The sequence below is a fragment of the Kocuria arenosa genome (genome assembly GCF_042879215.1).
GTDB classification, from domain to species: Bacteria; Actinomycetota; Actinomycetes; order Actinomycetales; family Micrococcaceae; genus Kocuria; species Kocuria arenosa.
On the sequence record NZ_JBHZTA010000001.1, the window covers coordinates 402,155 to 418,640 of the forward strand.

Sequence of the window (16,486 nt, forward strand, 5' to 3'; positions counted from 1 at the left end):
GCCGACGCCCTGCCGCAGGGGGCGGGGTTGCGGGGAGTCTCACATCCACTGACACTCCTGGGTTGAGTCGATGTGGCTCAAGTTAAGTTGACATCAGTGGCTCACGTGGCAGACTTGAGCCAGGAAAACTCAAGAAGTGAGACCTCCGGGACCCCAACGGGGCCACCACGGCCCGCCCGGTTCAGCTCGACCCGAAGGAGAACACACCCATGTCTCGTGCAGTAGGAATCGACCTCGGCACCACCAACTCCGTGGTGTCCGTGCTGGAGGGCGGCGAGCCCACCGTCATCGCCAACGCCGAGGGCAACCGGACCACGCCGTCCGTCGTCGCCTTCTCGAAGGACGGCGAGACCCTGGTCGGCGACATCGCCAAGCGCCAGGCCGTCACCAACGTGGACCGCACGATCGCCTCGGTGAAGCGCCACATGGGCACCGGGTGGTCCACCGACATCGACGGCAAGAAGTACACGCCGCAGGAGATCTCGGCGCGCATCCTCATGAAGCTCAAGACCGACGCCGAGTCCTACCTCGGCGACAAGGTCACCGACGCCGTGATCACGGTCCCGGCGTACTTCAACGACGCCGAGCGCCAGGCCACCAAGGAGGCCGGTGAGATCGCCGGCATGAACGTGCTGCGCATCGTCAACGAGCCCACCGCCGCGGCGCTCGCCTACGGCCTGGAGAAGGGCAAGGAGGACGAGCTCATCCTCGTCTTCGACCTCGGCGGCGGCACCTTCGACGTCTCCCTGCTGGAGGTCGGCAAGGACGAGGACGACTTCTCCACCATCCAGGTCCGCTCGACCGCCGGTGACAACCGGCTCGGCGGCGACGACTGGGACCAGCGCGTGGTCGACTGGCTGCTGGCGCAGGTGCGGTCGAAGACCGGCGCGGACCTGTCCAAGGACAAGATCGCCCTGCAGCGCCTCAAGGAGACCGCGGAGCAGGCCAAGAAGGAGCTGTCCTCCGCGACCAGCACCAGCATCTCCCTGCAGTACCTGTCCGTGACCCCCGAGGGCCCGGTGCACCTGGACGAGCGCCTCACCCGCGCCAAGTTCGAGGAGCTCACCCGCGATCTGCTCGAGCGCACCGAGAAGCCGTTCAAGGACGTCATCGCCGAGGCCGGCATCTCCGTGTCCGACATCGACCACGTGGTGCTGGTGGGCGGCTCGACCCGCATGCCCGCCGTCGCGGAGACCGTCCAGCGCCTGGCCGGCAAGGAGCCCAACAAGGGCGTGAACCCGGACGAGGTCGTCGCCGTCGGCGCCGCGATCCAGGCCGGCGTGCTCAAGGGCGACCGCAAGGACGTGCTGCTGATCGACGTGACCCCGCTGTCGCTGGGCATCGAGACCAAGGGCGGCGTGATGACCAAGCTCATCGAGCGCAACACGGCCATCCCCACCAAGCGGTCCGAGACCTTCACCACCGCCGAGGACAACCAGCCGTCCGTGTCCATCCAGGTCTTCCAGGGCGAGCGCCAGTTCACCCGGGACAACAAGAACCTGGGCACCTTCGAGCTGACCGGCATCGCCCCCGCCCCGCGCGGGATGCCCCAGATCGAGGTCACCTTCGACATCGACGCCAACGGCATCGTGCACGTCTCCGCGAAGGACAAGGGCACCGGCACCGAGCAGTCGATGACCATCACGGGCGGGTCCTCCCTCTCCAAGGAGGACATCGACCGCATGGTCAAGGACGCCGAGGCCAACGCCGAGGCGGACCGGGTGCGCCGCGAGGCGGCCGACCTGCGCAACAACGCGGAGCAGCAGGCGTACTCCGTCGACAAGCTCCTGAAGGACAACGACGAGAAGCTCCCCGCGGACGTCAAGTCCGAGGTGCAGGCCGACGTCGACGCCCTGAAGAAGGCGCTCGAGGGCGAGGACGACGACGCCGTGAAGACGGCCTACGACAAGCTGCAGCAGTCCCAGACCAAGCTCGGCGAGGCCCTCTACGCGCAGTCGCAGACCGAGGGCGCCGAGGGCGCTCCGGGTGCAGGCGCCACCGGTGCCACCGGTGACGAGGACATCGTCGACGCCGAGGTCGTCGACGACGAGGACGAGAAGAAGTGAGCATGCCCGACCCCACGCCAGGACCCGACGAGAACGCGGACGACCACGGCACCGGGAACGTCCCCGGCGACCCCGCCGCGCACCCCGGCGAGCAGCGCGCGCAGGACTCCGGCGACGGCCCGCGCGAGGAGGCCGGGCCGGAGGGACTGACGGTGGACGACATCCTCTCGACGCCGCAGTCGACGGACGCGGAGGCCGGGGACGCCGCCCCTGCGGCGGCCGCGGGGGAGGACTCCCCGGCGGCGGCCCTCGCCGAGGAGCGGCTGGAGGAGCTGCGCCGGCTGCAGGCCGAGTTCGTGAACTTCAAGCACCGCACGGCGCGCGAGAAGGAGCAGCTCCGGACCTTCGTGACGGGCGACCTCCTCCAGACGCTGCTGCCGGTGTTCGACGACATCGACGCGGCCCGGCAGGCGGGCGACCTCACCGACGGCCCGTTCGCGGCGATCGCGAACAAGCTCGAGGAGACCCTCGTGCGGCAGGGGCTCGTGCGCATCGGGGAGATCGGGGAGAAGTTCGACCCGAACGTCCACGAGGCGGTGCTGCAGCAGCCCACGAGCGTGGTCGAGCCGGACCAGATCTCGATGGTGCTGCGCTCCGGCTTCCGGATCGGCGAGCGCGTGGTGCGGCCGGCCCAGGTCGCCGTCGCGGTCGCCGAGTGAGGCCCGTCCCGGCCTGATCCCGGCGACGGCAGGGGAGGTCCGCCGGCGGACCTCCCCTGCCCCGTCCACCCGTCCCCGGCGCCGCGGCGCCGGGGACGAGGACCACCACGGGGCTCTGCCCCGCAGGACCCCGACCGGCCCCACAGAAAGGAGGCGTCATGGCCAGCCAGGACTGGATCGACAAGGACTTCTACAGCATTCTCGGCGTGTCCAAGGACGCGTCCGCCGCCGACGTCAAGAAGGCCTACCGCAAGCTCGCCCGCCAGCACCACCCGGACCAGAACCCGGGCGACGCGGAGGCCGAGCAGCGGTTCAAGGACATCACGGAGGCAAACTCCGTGCTCTCCGACCCCGAGGAGCGCAAGCAGTACGACGCGATCCGCGCGATGGGCTCCGGGGCGCGCTTCACCGCCGGGGGCCCGAGCGGCGCCGGCGGCTCGGCGAACTTCGAGGACCTCTTCGGCGACATCTTCGGCGGGAGCGGCGGAGGGCGCCGTCGCCGCACGACCTACTCCACGGGCGGGTCAAGCGGTCCCGGCGGCCCGGGCGGGTTCGAGGACCTGTTCGCCCAGTTCGGCGGCCAGACCGGGTACGGGGCGCCGGGCGGCTACGGCGGGTACCAGGCCCCGCCGGCGCGCGGGGAGGACATCCGCACGGAGACGACCATCCCGTTCCGCTCCTCAGTGCACGGCACCACCATCAAGCTGCGCCGGGGCAACGGCCAGGAGACCACGGTGCGGATCCCGCGCGGCGTGCGCGACGGGCAGAAGCTCAAGCTCGCCGGCAAGGGCCACTCGGGTGCCGGCGGGGCCGGCGACCTCTACGTCACCGTCCACGTGACGCCGCACTCCTTCTTCCAGCGCGTCGAGGGCACGGACGACGTCGAGGTCACCGTGCCGATCACGTTCCCCGAGGCGGCCCTGGGCGCCACGATCGAGGTGCCCGTGCTGGACGGCGGCACCGTGCGCGTGAAGGTGCCGGCGGGAACGTCATCGGGCCGGCGCTTCCGCGTCAAGGGGCGCGGGTTCAGCACGGCCAAGGGCACGGGCCACCTGATCGTGACGGTCGAGGTGCACGTGCCGGCGGTGCTGGACGAGCAGGCGCAGGCCGCCGTCCGGGCGTTCGCCGAGGCGACCGCGGCCGATGACCCCCGGGCCGGCCTGGCCGAGAAGGCACGGGTGTGAAATGGCACTGGACGCCGACCAGCCGCTGTTCGTGATCTCCGTGGCCGCGGAGATCGCGGAGATGCACCCGCAGACGCTGCGCCAGTACGACCGGCTCGGCCTCGTCAAGCCGTCCCGCGCCCCCGGCCGCGCCCGCCGCTACTCCCAGCGCGACATCGAGAAGCTGCAGCAGATCCAGGTGCTGTCCCAGCAGGGCGTGTCCCTCGAGGGGATCCGGCGCATCCTCCAGCTGGAGAACCAGGTCGCGGCCCTGCGGTCGAGGGTGGCGGAGCTGTCCCAGGAGCTCGAGGTCGCCCGGGACCGGGCCGAGGAGTCCTCGCGGATCTTCGCCGCCGGTGTCGGCGGGGACGTGGTGCGCATGGCCCGCGGCGCCCGTCCCCGGGCCCGCAAGATCTCGCAGGCCGTGGTGCTGTACCGGCCCCCGCGCCAGCAGGAGCGCTGAGCAGCACCGGTTGCCCGACCGGTGCGGGTCAGGGCAGGTGCTTCTCGAAGCCCACGTCGTACGCGCCGCCCGCATAGACCCGGGCGGTCCCGGGCAGCGGGACGTACCCGCTGCTGCGGTACAGGGCGGAGGCCTCCGGCTGACGGCTGCCCGTGGTGAGGTAGACGCGCCGGTAGCCCGCCGCGGCGGCGAGCCGCTCGAGCTCGGCCAGGACCCGCCGCGAGATCCCCCGCCGGCGGCGCGCCGGGGCGGTCCACACCCGCTTGAGCTCGGCCGTGGCGTCGTCGTACCGGCGGAACGCGCCGCCGGCCACCGTCACGCCGCCCTCGAGCAGGAGCAGAAGCCCCCCGGTGGGAGCGGTGAAGTCGGCCACGGGGTGGTGCGCCATCTCCTCCGCCCCGATCTCGGGGCCGTAGCGCTCCACGTACTCGAGGTGCAGGCCCTCGAGCAGCGGCTGCGTGCGGGGATCGCCCGGGAGCACGACGACGAAGCCGTCGCGCTCCGCGCCGGGGACGGCGCTCACGCCGTCCGGCGGTAGACGAGGTCGCGTGGGACGCGGCCCGCCTCCCGCGCCTTGCGCTCGAAACTCGTGAGGACCCGTCCCTCCCAGCGGGGGGCCCAGCCCGTGTCCGGGTGCTCGTCGTCGGCGAGGGGTCCCGGGTGGACGTTCTCGAAGTGGGGGGACGCGTCGAGGACCTCGCGCATCACCAGGGCGTACTCCTGCCAGTCCGTGGCGAGCCGCCACAGCCCGCCCGGCGCGAGCACCCGGGCCGCGAGCTCGGCGAACGCGGGGGAGACCAGGCGCCGCTTGTGGTGGCGGGTCTTGTGCCAGGGGTCGGGGAAGAACACCCACAGCTCGTCGACCGAGGCCGGGGCGAGCATGTGCTCCAGGACCTCGGGCGCGTTGGCCTGCACCACACGGACGTTGTCCACGCCGGCCTGGCCCGCCTTGAGCAGCAGGTCCGCGATCCCGGGCTTGTACACCTCGACGGCGAGGAAGTTCCGCGCGGGGTCCTGGGCGGCGGCGTGCACGACAGCCTCCCCGAGCCCCGAGCCGACCTCCACGACCAGGGGCGCCTCGCGCCCGAAGGCCGCGGCCGCGTCGAACTCGTGGTCGGGGTGGACGGAGGTGTCCGTGCGCACGCGCGGGACGTCGAGCACCCGGGAGGGCGCCCAGTCGTCCCAGGCCTTCTGGCGGCGGGCGGTGAGGCGATCACCGCGGCGCACGAAGGAGTACGGCCGGCGGTGGAACGCCTCGGGGACGGGACCCTGCTCAGGGCCCTCGGCGGGGGAAGGGGTGTGCTCGCTCATCGCCCTACATCCTAGGGCCAGGGCGGGCCACCGGCGCGCCGGCGCCGGGGACGGGCGGCTCGGACCAGCGACGGCGCGGCGCCTCCCACACCGCGAAGCGGGCGAGCAGCCCGTCGGCGTCCCGGGCGACCACGGCGGCGTCCCGGTACTCGGGGCGCACGAGGCCGGCCGCGGACATCGAGGCCACCGCGTCCAGCAGGGGCCTCCAGTAGTCGGCCACGTCGAGGAAGCCGACCGGCTTGGCGTGCACTCCGACCTGCAGCCATGTCCACGCCTCGAAGATCTCCTCGAGGGTGCCCAGGCCGCCGGGCAGGGCCACGAACCCGTCGGCGAGCGCGGCCATCTCCGCTTTGCGCTCGTGCATCGTCCGGACGATCCGCAGCTCGGTCAGCCCCGTGTGGGCCGTCTCGTCGTCCACGAGGGACTGCGGCATGACCCCGACCACCTCGCCCCCGGCGGCCAGCGCGGCGTCGGCGACGACGCCCATCAGCCCCACGTGGCCGCCGCCGTACACGACGCCCACGCCGCGGCGGGCAAGGGCGGTGGCGAAGGCGCGGGCGGCCTCGGCGAACAGGGGGTCGGAGCCGAGGGAGGCCCCGGTGTACACGGCGAGTCTCATGGGAACATTGTCGCGGTAGTCGTCGCGGTAGTCGTCGCGGTAGTCGTTTCCCTCCTCGTCGCGGTCGTCGTCACCGTCCTCGTCGCGGTCGTCGTCACCGTCCTCGTCACCGTCCTCGTCGCGGTCGTCGTCACCGTCCTCGTCGCGGTCGTCGTCACCGTCCTCGTCGCGGTCGTCGTTCCCGTCCTCGTCGCGGCGTCGATAGCATGAGTCGCGCCCCGCGCTCGCCCCGCAGAACCCTGCCGAAGGACCTCCCGTGAGCTCACCGCCGCCCGACGACCGCGTGCGGTCCCGCCTGCGCCTCTCCGGCGGCAAGGACCGGGTGGTGCTGGTGGCGGCCCTGGGGATCCTCAGTGCGGTGAGCCCGATGGCCACGGACATGTACCTGGCCTCGATGCCGGCGATGGCAGGACACTTCGGGGCGTCGGCCTCCGCGGTGCAGCTGACGCTGACCACGTACATGGTCGGCATGGCCCTGGGGCAGTTCGTGCTCGGGCCGGTGTCCGACGTGCTGGGCCGGCACCGCCTCATGGTGGCCGGCAACGCGCTGTTCCTGCTCAGCTCCGTCGCCGTGGTCCTCGCCCCGAGCATCGGAACGGTGCTGGTGCTGCGGGCGGTCCAGGGCCTCGCCGGGGCGGCCGGCGTGGTGATCGCCCGCGCCGTCGTCTCGGACATCACCTCCGGCCGCGGGGCGGCCAAGCTGTTCTCGATCCTCGCGACCATCACGTCCCTGGCCCCGGTGGTGGCCCCGCTGCTGGGCGGGGTGATCGCCACGGTGGCCCCCTGGCAGACCGTGTTCTGGGCGCTCGCGGCGTTCGGGCTGCTGATGCTGACGTGCTCCGTGCTCGTCGTCCCGGAGACCCTGCCCGCGCACCGGCGGCACCGCGGCGGGGTGGGCGCGGTGGTCACCGGGTCGTGGCAGGTGCTGCGCACCCCGTCGTTCATGGCCTACGCGCTGGCCTTCGGGCTCGCGTTCGGCGCCCTGTTCTCCTACATCTCCGCCTCGTCCTTCGTGCTGCAGAACGTGCTCGGCTACTCGGCGCTCGGCTACTCCGTGGTCTTCGCCGTCAACGCGGGCGGCTCGATCCTGGGCGCGGTCGTCAACACCCGCCTCGTCGACCGGGTCGAGCCCGGCACGATCCTCCGCACCGCGATCGTGGTCATGGCGACCGTCAACGTGGTGGGCCTGGGCTTGGTGCTGGCCGGGATCACCGGGTGGACCACGCTGGCGCACCTCTTCGTGAGCCAGACCTGCATCGGCTTCGTCATGGGCAACGCCGTGGCCCTCGCCCAGGGCCGGGTCCCGGGCCGGGCGGGGGCCGGATCGGCGGTGCTCGGGCTGGTCCAGTTCCTCCTGGCCGGGCTCGTGAGCCCGCTGACCGGTCTGGCCGGTCAGCACACCGCGGTGCCGATGGCCGTGTCCATGGCCGTGTGCTCGCTGCTCGCCACGGGCGCCGTGCTCCTCGCCCGCCCGCTCTCGCGGCGGGCACCGGAGGACCTCGCCGCCCCGCCAGGGCCGTAACCGGGCGGAAACGGTCCGGGGCCACACTGTGGCCGAGCCACCGGTCCCTGACGGGAGGACCGGCTGACCTGTGATTAGATGCCTTCTGCCGAGACAGAGGTCACAGTCCCGTTCCGGCCCGCTTCCTCATCCACCCGACACCCACGGGAGATCACATGCTCCAAACCATCGAGACTGCCCTCGGCGAACTGGGCGGCATCATCTGGGGGCCCTACGTCCTCATCCCCCTGCTGCTGCTCACCGGTCTGTACCTGACCGTCCGGCTGGGCGGACTGCAGTTCCACAAGCTGGGCCCCGCATTGCGACTGGCCCTGTTCGACCGCAAGGACGCGGACGCCCGCGGCGGTGACGTCTCCCAGTTCCAGGCACTGACCACAGCGCTCGCGGCCACCGTGGGGACCGGCAACATCGTGGGCGTGGCCACCGCGATCTCGATCGGCGGACCCGGCGCCCTGTTCTGGATGTGGGTCACCGGCCTGCTCGGCATGGCCTCCAAGTACTCCGAGGCCTTCCTGGCCGTGCGGTTCCGCACCACGGACGCCAAAGGGGAGATCTCCGGCGGACCCCAGTACTACCTGGAGCGCGGCATCCGCAACGGGTTCGGGAAGTTCCTGGCGATCTTCTTCGCCATCGCCGCCGCGCTGGCCGCCTTCGGCATCGGCAACATGACCCAGGGCAACTCCATCGCCTCCAACCTGGAGAGCTCCTTCAGCGTCCCCACCTGGATCACCGGTGCCGTGCTCGCCGTGCTGACGCTCGCCGTGCTCGTGGGCGGCATCAAGTCCATCGGGAAGGTGACGGCGAGCTTCGTTCCCGTCATGATCCTCTTCTACGTCCTGGGCGCCCTGTTCATCCTCATCGTCAACGTCGCGGCCATCCCGCAGGCGATCGTCCTGATCTTCACCGACGCCTTCTCCGGCACCGCGGCGGTCGGCGGGTTCGCCGGATCGGCCATCATGCTCGCCGTGCAGATGGGCGTGGCCCGCGGCATCTTCTCCAACGAGTCCGGCATGGGCTCGGCCGCGATCGCCGCGGCGGCGGCCCAGACCACCCATCCGGTCCGCCAGGGCCTGGTCTCCATGACCCAGACCTTCATCGACACCATCATCGTGGTGACCTGCACGGGACTCGTGCTCATCACCACCGGGGTCTGGGAGCAGGGGGCGGACTTCGCCGCGACCATGACCGGCGACGCCTTCAGCCAGGGCCTGCCCGGGCAGTGGGGGCACTACGTGGTCACCGTCGGGCTCGTGATGTTCGCCTACTCGACGATCCTCGGATGGGCCTACTACGGCGAGCGCTGCATGGAACGGCTCTTCGGCAGGGCGGCCGTGATGCCCTACCGGGTCGTGTTCTCCCTGATCGTGTTCGTGGGCTGCACCGTGCCACTGGCGGTGGTGTGGAACTTCGCCGACGTGATGAACGGCCTCATGGCGCTGCCCAACCTCCTCGGGCTGCTGCTCCTTTCGGGGCTGGTCGTCCGCGAGACGAAGCACTACCTGAACCACGACCCCAAGCTGCGGGCGGACGGCCGGCAGGTCGACGCGTTCATGGAGGGCCACCCCGGAGCGATCGACTCGTACGAGCGCACCGGCGTCTGACGGCTGCCGGTCCACGAGGGCCCGGCCTCTCGACGGCTGCCGGTCCACGAGGGCCCGGCCTCCTGACGGGGGCCGGGCCCTCCGTCTAGCCTGAGGGGCATGAGCCAACTTCCCGAGCCCCGCCCGTTCTCCTGCGCGGACGCCACCGGCGCCGTCTACGACCAGGGCGCGCACGTGACCGACTGGATCCCCACGGGCCACGCCCCGGTCCTGTGGCTGTCCCCGAGCACCGCGCTCGAGACGGGCAGCCCCGTGCGCGGAGGTGTCCCGATCTGCTTCCCGTGGTTCGCCAACGGGGCGGAGGGCGGACGCGAGCCCAAGCACGGTTTCGCCCGCACGCTCCCGTGGCACGTCGAGTCGCGCGAGTCCTCCGACCACGAGGCGATGGTCGTCTATCGGCTCTCGGACGCGGACGTCACCGATCCCGCGCACCGGGAACAGTTCCCGCACCCGTTCGAGGCGTACTTCGTGGTGCGCTTCGGCACCGAGCTGTCCCTCGAGCTGAGCGTCACGAACACCGGTGAGCGCCCGTTCGACTTCGAGGAGGCTCTGCACGCCTACCTGGTGGTGGGGGACGTGCGAAAGATCCGGGTCGAGGGCCTGGCCGGCGCCTCCTACCGCGACAAGGTCCTGGAGCAGGAGGACTGCGTGCAGGAGGGGGAGCTCCGGTTCGACGGAGAGACGGACCGGGTGTACCGCTCGACCGGCGACGTGGCCGTCGTGGATCCCGTGCTGGGGCGGGTGCTGCGGATCCGGAAGAAGAACTCCGGCACCACCGTGGTGTGGAACCCCTGGGCGGAGAAGGCGGCCGCGATGTCCGACGTGGGGCCGGACGGCTGGACGGACTTCGTGTGCGTGGAGGGCGGCAACACCCACGCCGACGCGGTGCACCTCGAGCCGGAGGAGACCCACAGCATGGGCTACCGGCTGTCGGTGGAGACCACGGCGGAGGACCCGGGCCGGCCTCACGCCTGAGGCCCAGGACCGTCCGGCGGTCGGCACGGCCGGAGAGCTCGACCGGCGCACGGGTCCCGCGGCGGCACCGGCCGGGATGCCGCACGTCCCGCATCATCCGTACCCTCTGTCCGACTGCTCCGTCCGACTGCTCCGTCCGGCGGTCAGAACGGGGGAGGGTCGGCGTCCTCCGGTACGGGTCCGTTCATCGCGCGCCCGTCCTGCACCGCTCGGTCCGGCACCCAGCGGTCCGGCACCCAGCGGTTCGGACCTATACGGTCCGGCGCCCCGCCGTCCGAGACCGGTCCGCCGGCCGTGGACCCGGCCGAGGGATCCGGCACGGTGCGGTAGGTCCTCCCGGCCGGTGACGTCCACTCGAGCACTCCGCCGGTGGGCGCCGGCCCGAGCTGTCGCACCGACCAGCGGCCGAGGACACCGTTGCGGTGCTTGACGAGGTGGTGGTGGCGGCACAGGTGGGCCAGGTTGTCCGCGGCGGTCCGACCTCCGTCCTGCCACGCCACCGTGTGGTCGAGGTCGCAGCGCTCGGCACGCCGGCGGCACCCCGGAAAACGACAGGTCCCGTCGCGGAGCCGCAGTCTGCGGCGCAGATCGGCGGGCACGGAGTAGGTGGTGCGGTCGTGGTCGAGGACGGCGCCGGTGACGGGATGCGTCAGTACGCGCTGCCACGAGGACGCACCGGCGGCCAGCTCCCGCGCGGCCTCCGCGCTGATCGGGCCGTGACCCGCGAGCACCGGGGCATCCGTGGGCACGCCGGCGGCCGGGCCTTCGGGGCGGCACCCCAGCAGCGTGAGCACGGGGACCGTCACGCAGACCTGGCCCCGCACACCGCGCGGGAACGCGGGGTCGTCGGCGACCTCCCCGGCCAGCAGGAGGTCGCCGAGGACGTCCGCCCGCAGCTGCGCCTCGGTCCGGACAGCAGCGGCCCCCGCGGCCCCTGTCGGCTCGAACTCCCCCGGGTCACGGTCCGCCACCGCGCCGGCAGCCGCCTCCGCGGGCCCGAGGAGCGCCACGAGCGCGTCGATCCGGTCCTGGACCGCGAGCGCCGTGGGCGCGTCCAGCAGGGCGTGCAGCCACGCCATGCCGTCCTCACCGTGCTCGACCCACACCCGGCGTCCGGCACGGGCTGCCCGGTGCCTCGCCTCCTGCGTCTCGGCCAGCAGCGCCGCCCGCCGCCGCCGGGCCCACGCGCGCAGCTGCGCCACCGTGCAGTGCGGGGCCCGCTCCACCAGCTCGGCGGCGAGCTGCTGCACGACGTCGGGGGGCGCCTCCTGGCCCGCCGGGGCGTCCTCGACCAGCTCGCGCCACTGGTCGGCGATCACCGAGGCGTGGCGGGCGCTGAAGCGGCCCGCCTCCAGCGCCTCGAGGGTCTCGGGCAGATGGAGTCCGAGCACCAGTGCCTCGCGGACACGCTCGAGGGCCGTGGCCGCGGGCAGGTGGAGCGCCGGGCCGATCTCGTCGGCGAGGTCGCGCACCATCTGGTCCTCGGTCTCCAGGAGGGAGCACACGAGCTCGTCGGCCTCGTACGGCATCAGCCCCGCGGAGGAGACCCAGTCGATCTCGCGGTCCTCCCAGGCCAGCAACCACAGCCGGTGGATGCAGCGCAGCTGGCGTCCCGCTTCCCGCGCCTGCGCGGCCGCCGAGTCGACGAGCTCCCCGACGACCGTCCGCACCTCGGCCCGGACACCGGGGTCCAGCACCCTCTCCCCAACGGGAGGGGCTCGGTGCGGACCCGGAGCAGGACGGGCCCGGCGGTGCGCCGTCGTCGTCATGGGCCCATTCTCCCGGGCGCCTCGGACGTCCTAGGAGGCCCGTCCGTCCGGAGGGCGCCGTGCCGCGCGGCCCACGGCCGGGGAGAGGAAACGGGTGCCGCCCGTCCGTGCGGACGTGCGGCACCCGTGGGGCTCCTGCGGGGGCGTGCCTACTTGGAGACCACCAGAGCCGCGGCGATCGCGGCCAGGAAGGCGTCCTTCGAGAGGCCCGTGCCGGCCTCGGTCGGGCGGATGCCGTCCTCCTGGGTCATCTCGGGGTTGCGGAAGTACAACGAGAGCAGTCCGGCGGAGAACGCGCCGAGGGCAAGACCCGCGAGACGCTTGTTGACGAACGGCGTCAGCAGGGCGGCGCCGATGCCGATCTCCGAGTAGGCCACGAACTTGCCGAAGGTGTCGGGGTCCCACTCCTTGAACTGGGGGACGCCCGTGGCGGCGAACTGCTGGAGACCCGCGGCGGCCTCCGTGGGGAGGTCCTTCTTGCCGTAGCCGGACTGCAGCAGGTAGGCGCCGGAGACGCCGCGCAGGATCGCGTTGGAGAGGCTCATGGTCGGTCCTTTCAGGAGGGCGAACAGGGTTATTGAGTCGTCAACGACCCTATCAGGGGAGGCCTCGCGCCCTCCGCGCGGGACGGGCCGGGAGCGAACACCCGCGCCGGGGGCGGCCCGTGGAGCCTAGGCTGGCCACCAGCCGGCGGGACGCCCTCCGCGTCCTGCCACCCGACGGAAGGACAGACATGGACATCGAGACCATGAAGAAGGTTCTGCTCGTTCTCACCAGCCACGACACCCTCGGCGACACGGGGGAGCCGACCGGCTACTTCGTCGGCGAGGCGGCGCACCCGTGGAAGGTGTTCCGGGACGCCGGGTACTTCGTCGACTTCGCCTCGATCGCCGGCGGGCAGCCCCCGCAGGACGGCAAGGACGAGGAGGACGAGGTCCAGCGGCAGTACCTCGAGGACGAGACCGTGCGGGCCTCCCTGTACAACACCCCGCGGATCAGCGTGGTCGACCCGGCCCAGTACGACGCCGTCTACCTCGTGGGCGGTCACGGCACCATGTGGGACTTCGCCGGCAACGCCGACCTGCAGTCGCTGGTGGCCGCCGTGCACGACGCCGGGGGAGTCGTCGGCGCCGTCTGCCACGGGCCCTCCGGTCTCGTCGACGTGGAGCTCTCCAACGGTCTGCGCATCGTCGAGGGACGCAGAGTGGCCGCCTTCACCAACGCCGAGGAGGACGAGGTCGGCAAGTCGGACGTCGTCCCGTTCCTGCTCGAGGACAAGCTCGTCGAGCAGGGCGCGGACGTGCGGACGGCGCCGAACTGGACCGAGAACGTCGTCGTCGACGACCGCCTCGTCACCGGGCAGAACCCGCAGTCCGCGGCCGGCGTGGCCAAGGAGATGACCAAGCTCCTGACCGCGGTGGTGCGCGAGCAGAAGGCGGCGCAGGAGGCGGACTCCGCCGCGCTGCGCCGGGCGCACGACGCCGAGAAGTCCGAGGACGACCAGGGCTGAGCCCCGACCACCCCGCGCGAGGGGCGGCGCGGGCGGAAACGCCCGCGTCGCCCCTCGCGGGTCCCGCCGTTTCCGGACAGACTGGGAGCATCGGGCCGCCCGGTCCGGCCCAGCGGACACACGGCAGGAGAACCACATGGCTGACCTCAGGGACAAGGTCGCGCTCGTCACCGGCGCCGCCTCCGGCATCGGCGAGGCCTGCGCCAAGGACCTCGCGGCGCAGGGCGTCAAGGTCGTCGTCACGGACATCGACACCCGGCGGATCGACGACGTCGTCCAGTCCATCATGGCCGCCGGCGGGAACGCCGCGGGCTTCCGGCAGGACGTGGCGAAGCCCGAGGACTGCGAGGCCGCGGTCGAGTTCGCCCAGCAGACCTACGGCGCCCTGCACCTGGCGGTGAACAACGCCGGGGTCGGCGGCACGGCGGACGCCGTGGGCGAGTCCAACCTCGACGCGTGGGTGCGCACCGTGCAGATCGACCTGCACGCCGTCATGTTCGGCATGCGCTACCAGCTGCCCGCCATCGAGCAGGCCGGCGGCGGGGCGATCGTCAACATGGCCTCCATCCACGGCACCGTGGCCACAGCGGCGGGCAACAGCGCATACACCGCCGCCAAGCACGGCGTGGTCGGGCTCACCAAGCAGGCCGGTGTGGAGTACGGCCTGCGCGGGGTGCGGATCAACGCCGTCGGCCCCGCCTACATCGACACCCCGCTGCTCCGGACCGCGTCGGCGGCCGTCCTCGAGGGACTCGCCGCCAAGCACCCGCTCGGCAGGCTGGGCCGCGCCGAGGAGGTCGCCGCCCTGACCACGTTCCTGCTCTCGGAGAAGGCCTCCTTCATGACGGGCGGGTACTACCTGGTCGACGGCGGCTACACCGCCCTGTAGGCCGTCCTCGCGCCGCCGAGATCACCGCACCGGTGCGAGAAGAGCGCATGTGCCGCCGCCTCTCGCGCCGGGGGGAGGCGGACGGCCGAGGCCGTGCCCTCCGCCACATCCGGGTGGTGTCGTGCCGCCGATGCTGTAGGGTGAGTCGTATTGCATATGGCACTGCTCCCCGTCCCCGGGTGAGCAGGCAGGCGTCGAGCACCCCGTTCTTCTTCCAGCGTGGCACCGTTCCAGACGGTCTCAGCCCGCTCGCAGGGGCTCCAGGAGTCATTCGGCGCAACCCGGCGCGCTACCCCCTTGCCGGGACATCCGATCGAAAGACGTATCCCAGTTTTGGCTACTTTCACCGACCTTGGCGTGCCCAAGGCCCTTTCCGCCGTCCTCGCCCAGCAGGGCATCGAGCAGGCGTTCCCCATCCAGGAGAAGACCCTCCCCGACTCGCTGGCCGGCCGCGACGTGCTCGGCCGCGGCAAGACCGGCTCGGGCAAGACCGTGGCGTTCGCGCTGCCGCTCGTGTCCCGGCTCGCCGGGCTGACCGGCAACGGCGCCCGCGCCGCGCGGCGGGCCAACCGGCCCACCGGCCTGGTGCTGGCCCCCACCCGCGAGCTGGCCACCCAGATCGACCGTGCGATCGCCCCGCTGGCCGAGGCCGCCGGACAGACGACCACCGTCATCTTCGGCGGGGTCTCCCAGCGCAACCAGGAGAAGGCGCTCGCCAAGGGCGCCGACATCGTCATCGCCTGCCCCGGCCGGCTCGAGGACCTGCTGAAGCAGAACGTCCTCACGCTCGACGACGTCCGCGTGACGGTCATCGACGAGGCCGACCACATGGCCGACATGGGCTTCCTGCCCGTGGTGACCCGCATCCTCAAGCGCACCCCTCAGGGCGGCCAGCGACTGCTGTTCTCGGCGACGCTCGACGGCGGCGTGGACAAGCTCGTCAAGCAGTTCCTGTCCAACCCCGTCAAGCACTCCGTGGACGCCCCGCAGGCGTCCGTGTCCACCATGGACCACCACGTGCTCGTCGTGGACGCGGACGAGAAGCAGGAGCTCATCGAGGCCCTGGCCTCCGGCACGGGGCGCCGCGTGATGTTCACGCGCACCAAGCACCGCGCCAAGAAGATGGCCCGCAAGCTCAGCCAGATGGGCATCCCCGCCGTGGATCTGCACGGCAACCTGTCCCAGAACGCCCGTGACCGCAACCTGGCCCAGTTCTCCGCCGGTGACGTGCGCGTGCTCGTGGCCACCGACGTCGCCGCCCGCGGCGTGCACGTGGACGAGGTCGAGCTGGTCGTGCACATCGACCCGCCCACCGAGCACAAGTCCTACCTGCACCGCTCCGGGCGCACGGCCCGCGCCGGCGCCTCCGGCTCCGTGGTCACGGTGGCCACCAAGGAGGAGCGTCGTGAGGTCACGCAGCTCATGAAGGCCGCGGGCGTCACCGCGAACTTCGACACCGTGACCGTCGGCTCCCCGGCCGTCGCGGCGCTCGTGGGCGAGCTCGCCGACAAGGTCGCCTATGTGCCGCAGCCCGTCCAGGCCCAGGGCCGTCCGGCGAGCGGTCAGCGCTCCGGCGGCGGCCGTGTGGGCTCCGGCGGCAACCGTGGCCGCGGCGGGCAGAACCGATCCGAGCAGGGACGCAGCGGCTCCCGCGACCAGCGCGGGGAGACCGGCAGCCGCGGCGGCTCCCGCCCCGGCAACGGCTCGGCCTCCCGCTCGGCGGCACCGGCACGCTCCGCGGCGCCCACCCGCTCCGCGGCACCCGCGTACTCGACCGAGTCCGCACCGGACCGCTCCACCCAGGCCGCGGCCCGTCGCCGCACCCGGAGCCCGCGCCGCGCGTCGTCCCCCCAGGGCACCGCGACCCGCTGAGCCCCAGCACGTCCCACGAGGGCCCGTTCCCTGCCGTTCCGCATCCCGCGGACCGGCGAGGAACGGG

Annotated in this window: 16 protein-coding genes; 11 read left to right on the forward strand and 5 right to left on the reverse strand. The window is 72.4% G+C overall.

The window, feature by feature from the left end; all coding sequences use genetic code 11:
* The first annotated feature begins 209 nt into the window (after positions 1-209).
* The 4 genes from dnaK (at position 210) to ACFYE3_RS01915 (ending at position 4,351) form a co-directional block, all read left to right on the forward strand.
* On the forward strand, positions 210-2,066 hold the full coding sequence (gene dnaK / locus ACFYE3_RS01900) for a molecular chaperone DnaK (RefSeq protein WP_368821321.1): 1,857 nt from the start codon (positions 210-212) through the stop codon (positions 2,064-2,066).
* Positions 2,063-2,725: a nucleotide exchange factor GrpE gene (locus ACFYE3_RS01905; RefSeq protein ID WP_387605320.1), complete on the forward strand. Its 663-nt coding sequence runs from the start codon at positions 2,063-2,065 to the stop codon at positions 2,723-2,725. Before dnaK ends, ACFYE3_RS01905 begins: the two co-directional genes overlap by 4 nt.
* A 158-nt stretch (positions 2,726-2,883) precedes the next feature.
* Positions 2,884-3,909, forward strand: coding sequence for a DnaJ C-terminal domain-containing protein (locus ACFYE3_RS01910; RefSeq protein ID WP_387605318.1), 1,026 nt, complete (start codon positions 2,884-2,886; stop codon positions 3,907-3,909).
* Position 3,910: 1 nt separating this feature from the next.
* Positions 3,911-4,351, forward strand: a complete 441-nt coding sequence (locus ACFYE3_RS01915) for a heat shock protein transcriptional repressor HspR (protein WP_387605316.1) — start codon at positions 3,911-3,913, stop codon at positions 4,349-4,351.
* Between the two features lie 28 nt (positions 4,352-4,379).
* Here the strand turns inward: ACFYE3_RS01915 and ACFYE3_RS01920 are convergent, their stop codons facing one another.
* Genes ACFYE3_RS01920 through ACFYE3_RS01930 form a run of 3 tightly spaced genes read right to left on the reverse strand, consistent with a single transcriptional unit; the run spans position 4,380 to position 6,269 of the window.
* Positions 4,380-4,874 (reverse strand): GNAT family N-acetyltransferase, encoded by a 495-nt coding sequence (locus tag ACFYE3_RS01920; protein WP_387605314.1) that lies wholly within the window; start codon positions 4,872-4,874, stop codon positions 4,380-4,382.
* Positions 4,871-5,662, reverse strand: coding sequence for a tRNA (guanosine(46)-N7)-methyltransferase TrmB (gene trmB, locus ACFYE3_RS01925; RefSeq protein WP_368821326.1), 792 nt, complete (start codon positions 5,660-5,662; stop codon positions 4,871-4,873). Before trmB ends, ACFYE3_RS01920 begins: the two co-directional genes overlap by 4 nt.
* A gap of 4 nt (positions 5,663-5,666) precedes the next feature.
* Positions 5,667-6,269 carry an LOG family protein gene (locus ACFYE3_RS01930; RefSeq protein WP_387606014.1) on the reverse strand — a complete coding sequence of 201 codons (603 nt, stop codon included), beginning with the start codon at positions 6,267-6,269 and terminating at the stop codon, positions 5,667-5,669.
* Here ACFYE3_RS01930 and ACFYE3_RS01935 point away from each other — a divergent pair.
* From ACFYE3_RS01935 to ACFYE3_RS01950, 4 genes are all read left to right on the forward strand, one after another.
* Positions 6,159-6,491 carry a hypothetical protein gene (locus ACFYE3_RS01935; RefSeq protein ID WP_387806050.1) on the forward strand — a complete coding sequence of 111 codons (333 nt, stop codon included), beginning with the start codon at positions 6,159-6,161 and terminating at the stop codon, positions 6,489-6,491. The two genes, ACFYE3_RS01930 and ACFYE3_RS01935, sit on opposite strands and share 111 nt — an antisense overlap.
* A gap of 46 nt (positions 6,492-6,537) precedes the next feature.
* Positions 6,538-7,803: a multidrug effflux MFS transporter gene (locus ACFYE3_RS01940; protein ID WP_387605312.1), complete on the forward strand. Its 1,266-nt coding sequence runs from the start codon at positions 6,538-6,540 to the stop codon at positions 7,801-7,803.
* Positions 7,804-7,958: 155 nt separating this feature from the next.
* The gene (locus tag ACFYE3_RS01945; protein WP_387605310.1) at positions 7,959-9,404 is read left to right on the forward strand and encodes an alanine/glycine:cation symporter family protein; all 1,446 of its coding nucleotides are present in this window, start codon (positions 7,959-7,961) and stop codon (positions 9,402-9,404) included.
* A 99-nt stretch (positions 9,405-9,503) separates the two neighbouring features.
* Positions 9,504-10,379 (forward strand): D-hexose-6-phosphate mutarotase, encoded by an 876-nt coding sequence (locus ACFYE3_RS01950; RefSeq protein ID WP_387605309.1) that lies wholly within the window; start codon positions 9,504-9,506, stop codon positions 10,377-10,379.
* Positions 10,380-10,522: 143 nt separating this feature from the next.
* Here ACFYE3_RS01950 and ACFYE3_RS01955 read toward each other — a convergent pair whose 3' ends face one another.
* The gene (locus ACFYE3_RS01955; protein ID WP_387605308.1) at positions 10,523-12,076 is read right to left on the reverse strand and encodes an HNH endonuclease signature motif containing protein; all 1,554 of its coding nucleotides are present in this window, start codon (positions 12,074-12,076) and stop codon (positions 10,523-10,525) included.
* 221 nt (positions 12,077-12,297) lie between these two features.
* Positions 12,298-12,693, reverse strand: a complete 396-nt coding sequence (locus ACFYE3_RS01960) for a hypothetical protein (RefSeq protein WP_368821332.1) — start codon at positions 12,691-12,693, stop codon at positions 12,298-12,300.
* A gap of 188 nt (positions 12,694-12,881) precedes the next feature.
* Here ACFYE3_RS01960 and ACFYE3_RS01965 point away from each other — a divergent pair, with 188 nt between their 5' ends.
* The 3 genes from ACFYE3_RS01965 (at position 12,882) to ACFYE3_RS01975 (ending at position 16,419) form a co-directional block, all read left to right on the forward strand.
* Positions 12,882-13,658 carry a type 1 glutamine amidotransferase domain-containing protein gene (locus ACFYE3_RS01965; RefSeq protein WP_387605306.1) on the forward strand — a complete coding sequence of 259 codons (777 nt, stop codon included), beginning with the start codon at positions 12,882-12,884 and terminating at the stop codon, positions 13,656-13,658.
* Positions 13,659-13,794: 136 nt separating this feature from the next.
* A complete protein-coding gene (locus ACFYE3_RS01970) occupies positions 13,795-14,547 on the forward strand; it encodes an SDR family NAD(P)-dependent oxidoreductase (protein ID WP_387605304.1) in 753 nt (250 codons plus the stop codon).
* A gap of 357 nt (positions 14,548-14,904) precedes the next feature.
* Positions 14,905-16,419: a DEAD/DEAH box helicase gene (locus ACFYE3_RS01975; RefSeq protein ID WP_387605303.1), complete on the forward strand. Its 1,515-nt coding sequence runs from the start codon at positions 14,905-14,907 to the stop codon at positions 16,417-16,419.
* The last annotated feature ends 67 nt before the right edge of the window (positions 16,420-16,486 follow it).